The sequence below is a fragment of the Streptococcus fryi genome (assembly GCF_053206505.1).
Window position 1 is genome coordinate 1 of the sequence record NZ_JBRUGW010000057.1, and the last position, 3,993, is coordinate 3,993.

The following is a 3,993-nucleotide window of genomic DNA, read 5'->3' on the forward strand; positions in this document are numbered from 1 at the left end:
ATGTATTAAGAATTCTAGTATCTCGTTCATAACAAAATCCTCCGCTATCTCTAGTATAGCAGAGGATTCACTCTTAGTTTATGAAACTGTTATTTGAAAACGATGTTTTCTTCATGCGTTTGTCGTGGGGCATTATTACCTAAAAGTTCCACAAGGCTCTTATACTCTTGAGCAGTTTTTCTGACTGTCTCGCTCACAACTTCTTTAGTTTTATGCACAATATGACCAGCGAACCTCTCACGGCTATAGTCACGATTGAGGAAATCATGACTAGCAACCAAATTCCTTAACTTACCTTGGTTTTTCCTAACTTGTAGTTTTTCCCACATCTCAAGTTCACTGTCTCCCATTGTTTTTGCATAATGTAGCCTCTCCTTGTGATGTCTAACTGTACGCTCTAAGGCTCTCTGTTTAGCCTCAATACGTGCATTTTCTTCCGCTTGCTCTGGGGTGAGGTCTTTTAAATGCTCTGGCAAGTCTGGCAACTCATTCACTCCTACGATAAAAGGTGTAAGGTAATGACCACAATGAACTCCTAAGCAACCTCCAGCTGTTCCGTAGCCATAATCTAGCAAGCTATGGATAGTAACCCCATTTACAACCCTACCTTGGCCTTTTGTGACTATTTTACCTTGCAATGGTGCGCAAGCAGCTCTAGCGCTTGATTTGATTGAATAGTAAAAGGTATCTATCCCTAATTCTTCCGCTGGTCTAGTGCGCATATCATTATAAACCCTATACGTAGTTGTCTTAATGATTGCCCTAGCGTAGCTATCCGCTCTCCACTCCCTACCAGCACTATCAGTAAAGCCTGTAAAGCCCTTTTTTTGCCATGACATGATGGTGTCATTTAAGGCTCTATCGCTTGTTTTAGTACCAGATACCACTTGCGCCACTGTCTGCTCAACCACTGACTTAAAAACAGCCTGTACGCTTTTTGGTAGGGTGGTATTTATAAGGTTAAGGTCACTTATAGCCTGTTGGGTGTAAGCCTCCAAAGCACTCGTCACTCCGTTAGTAACAACGCCACTAGGGTTTTGTTTCAAGTCCTCCTCTAGTTGTTGTTTCGTATCTTGATAGACCTTCAAGCCCTCATTCTCGATAACCTTACGCAACAAACTTTCAGCAATCCCTGTACGCTCAATAATGATTTTCAAGTTTTCTTCATTGAGCATATACATATCATTCAGCTTTTCTAGTTGCCAAATATACGGATTTCTTTGTAAATCAGCATTACCCCTTTCTTTCAGCCGTTTGATCATGCTATCGAACAGCTCTTGCTGCATTTTAGCGTATATATCGCTTACGCCTTGCATGTGCAATGATAGTTGTTGCTCATTTATGGTTGGGCGTTTTTTTGTTTTGGTCATGATTAAGCCTCATCTTTATCATCTACTGTATTCTTACTGTTTCCTACTGTATTTTGTTGACCCTTTTCATACAAAGCAAGCTCTGCATCACTTTCAAGTGGTAATTCGCCATTGATTTCAGCGAGTTCTTTTTCTGCCTCCTCCTCTGTTATGTTGAGCGTCTTGGAAATCCCTCGTTTTTGTGTCGCAAAACCAGCTGCTACCATTTTCATCCAGTAATCAAGCTCTGCATGCCTATCAGTAAAGACACCATCATCAAGATTGACCGATATATCATTTAATTCTGGGATAGTACCCTTATAGATACCAACAGCCTTACCAAGTTCACACATGGACACGCAAAGCTCTTTGATAGATTGTTCCGCAAGGGCAACAATGCTATTGCGCATTTGGTAAGTATCACTGTTTTCACTGACAATCTCGGTCGCTGTCTTAACTCCTTGACCATCAAAAGTAAACATGCCGCTAGATACCCCTATCTGCATCTCAAAGAGCTTTAGCCCCTCTGAAATAGCTGAAATATAGTCAGATGAGCGGATAGGCGTAGTGAGGTCAATAATTCCCCCACTATCCATATTGCCTGCTCCAACTTGCATATAAACATTTTGCTCAACATCAAATCGGCGCTTGAATGTGATTTCTCCACGGCTATCTTGCACCTTTAATTGTGTCATTTGCTCTGGCACAATCACGCGCCTTTGCCCCATCTTAATCTCCCACATAAATTCATCGTAAGTGCGATTGATAAAGTCAATGGTGGTTTTAGCATTGTCAAAGATAGATAAACCTAACGGACTATTGATGTCCTTGTTGTTCATGCCCGGCGTTTTGAGATAAGTAAACAGTGGGCGTGATAAGCCTTGAATTGGTGTGACTGGTTGCAAGTCTGGGTATAATTCGCTTAAGTTTACACGCTCCCCAAGTGTACTATCTGATGTTGATTTATAAAGCTCATTAGTGATACGGTACAAGCTCTTATCTTTTGTACTTCCAACCTCACGACCATCTGGAGTAATCCATTCATGAAACTCAACAAGTGTATAATATACATTTTTTCTATTTTCGGTTTTTATGGTTTTAGTCAAGATAGCAGCACTTGATACATCCTGTGTGTTACTTTGTAATGGCAAAAACACTGGTGCTTGGATAAATGCTACACGGATTTTATCGCCATCAACATAAGGTCGCATAGCTAGACCACCCAAAGCTAGACAGCTCTCAAGATATCGCTCAAAGTTCTTATTAAATCTGTCATTAGATAGCATATCCTGTAAAAATTCATTCAGCTTTGTATCTTCTGCTGAAATCTCTGCTTGTTCATTGTAAACCAAACTAGCAATCTTCTTGGCGGCTGTACGTGCAATAGGCAAATGTTGCATCTTTCTACGCTTCCTATCGCCATCAGTATTGATGTACTCGATATCATCGAACTTTGATTGATAGTAGGATAGATTGTGCTTTATTCTGTCGAACTCTGCTTGAGTTACAGCCACTTTCGGATGATCTAAAACGCTATTTAGGTTTGATGTTTCCATGTTATACCTCCCACGATTGAAAAAGTCTTTAATTTTTTGAATTAGGCTCATGTTTGCCCTCCTTATGAATTACCAACACGTAAACCAAGTATTTTAGCATTGTCTAACACAAAATACTGCGCTACGTCACAGGTATGGTCATCGTCTTTAATGACATTTGGACTGTCAGATTGTATAGTCTTTTCATCCCATCTATACATCTTATGCTCCTCAATAAATATCTTGTTATTCTCGGTGTCGAGATAATAAAAGCGCCCCTCCGCAAGCAATGATTGGAAAGTATCAATCATTGTTACTTTCTTTAATTTAGCCACTGGATGCCATCTAATACCAAAATCAAGATACATCTGGTTTCTCAACGCTCCCTCTGCACTATCAATTGTATATTGCAATATAGGTACTTTATACTCCCCGATAATCTTTGTTGTGAAATAATAAATATCCTGTGATAACTGGCTAGGTGCTTTCTTTACCGCTTGACCTGCTGGACTGTAATACCAAGTATCAAGTAAGATTGCTTTGCCTTTAGCTGTGATGCCAAAAGCACAACACGCCGTAGCTGATTGTTGGTGTCCACCATCTAGCGCAAACGATATGCCAACAAGCCTGTCATCGCTCGGTAGCGCATCTAGTGGATGAAATGTACTCATGTTATAGATGTTATTACCAAGCCCCACTGGCTCACCTAAATAGACATACCTGTAATAATCGTAGTCATTCTCTTTTATACGCTCTATATCAGCTAACATCTGCTCATTTACAAAATCTAACTCATCATCAAGATAGGTGCTAGAATGGCACAAGTAATTATCCATAGTGTTCATTTTCTCATACCACTCATTTATCCAACTGTATGGATTGATAGGTGGGTTATAAGACCAAAATATCTGAACAAACGGGGCGAGTGGATGTTTCTGTCGCATAAAAGTAATGTTTGTTTGATCAAATTCTTCTGCACTCGAAAACTCTGCAGCCTCCTCATACCAAACAGCAATGATATTACCAATGTTATTTGATTTCAATTTTTGAAAGTCATCTAAACCATAAAAATAAAAAGTTGACCCCGTCTTAATATGGGTTATCTTAAA

3 protein-coding genes are annotated in these 3,993 nt (G+C 39.8%); all 3 read right to left on the reverse strand.

Annotation, left to right across the window (positions count from 1 at the left end):
* Positions 1-89 precede the first annotated feature (89 nt).
* Entirely contained in the window at positions 90-1,370 is a 1,281-nt protein-coding gene (locus tag ACVRZH_RS09825) for a phage minor capsid protein (RefSeq protein ID WP_447455102.1), read from the reverse strand.
* Positions 1,371-1,372: 2 nt separating this feature from the next.
* The gene (locus ACVRZH_RS09830; protein WP_447455103.1) at positions 1,373-2,956 is read right to left on the reverse strand and encodes a phage portal protein; all 1,584 of its coding nucleotides are present in this window, start codon (positions 2,954-2,956) and stop codon (positions 1,373-1,375) included.
* An 11-nt stretch (positions 2,957-2,967) separates the two neighbouring features.
* A partial coding sequence (locus tag ACVRZH_RS09835) for a PBSX family phage terminase large subunit (RefSeq protein ID WP_447455104.1) occupies positions 2,968-3,993 on the reverse strand: 1,026 nt, incomplete at its 5' end.

Bases quoted from the DNA above. Each gene is read 5' to 3' on its own strand.
- ACVRZH_RS09825 (WP_447455102.1), bottom strand. From the start codon at position 1,370: ATGACCAAAACAAAAAAACGCCCAACCATAAATGAGCAACAACTATCA.
- ACVRZH_RS09830 (WP_447455103.1), bottom strand. From the start codon at position 2,956: ATGAGCCTAATTCAAAAAATTAAAGACTTTTTCAATCGTGGGAGGTAT.